Source organism: Ochrobactrum sp. SFR4 (assembly GCF_019730395.1).
Taxonomy (GTDB): Bacteria; Pseudomonadota; Alphaproteobacteria; order Rhizobiales; family Rhizobiaceae; genus Pseudochrobactrum.
The window spans coordinates 1-293 of sequence record NZ_JAAPBB010000621.1 but is presented as its reverse complement, the minus strand read 5'-3'; the positions used below and the strand labels follow the sequence as shown (position 1 = coordinate 293).

At 47.4% G+C, this 293-nt stretch carries 1 protein-coding gene; it reads right to left on the bottom strand.

The features are described from left to right. Positions 1 to 293, bottom strand: a 293-nt coding sequence (locus HBA93_RS20530; protein WP_502910160.1) for a RelA/SpoT-related domain-containing protein, incomplete at both ends; no start/stop codon positions are given.

Here is a 293-nt window from a genome sequence, read left to right as displayed (position 1 = left end):
CATGCATAGGCGTTGGATTCCGTGGAAATCGCGGTTGGCACAGTATTGCTGCGACCATCTTTATAGATCGAATGGGCAGCCACACCATATTCCGCCACATCATCCATAGCACGGGTACGGATTTGCAGCTCTACACGCTGACGGGACGGCCCGATAATTGTGGTATGGATTGAACGGTAATCATTCTGTTTCGGCGTTGAAATATAATCTTTGAAACGTCCCGGCACCATTGACCATGTGCGGTGAATAATACCCAGCGCCTTGTAACAATTATCAACATTATCAACGATAAC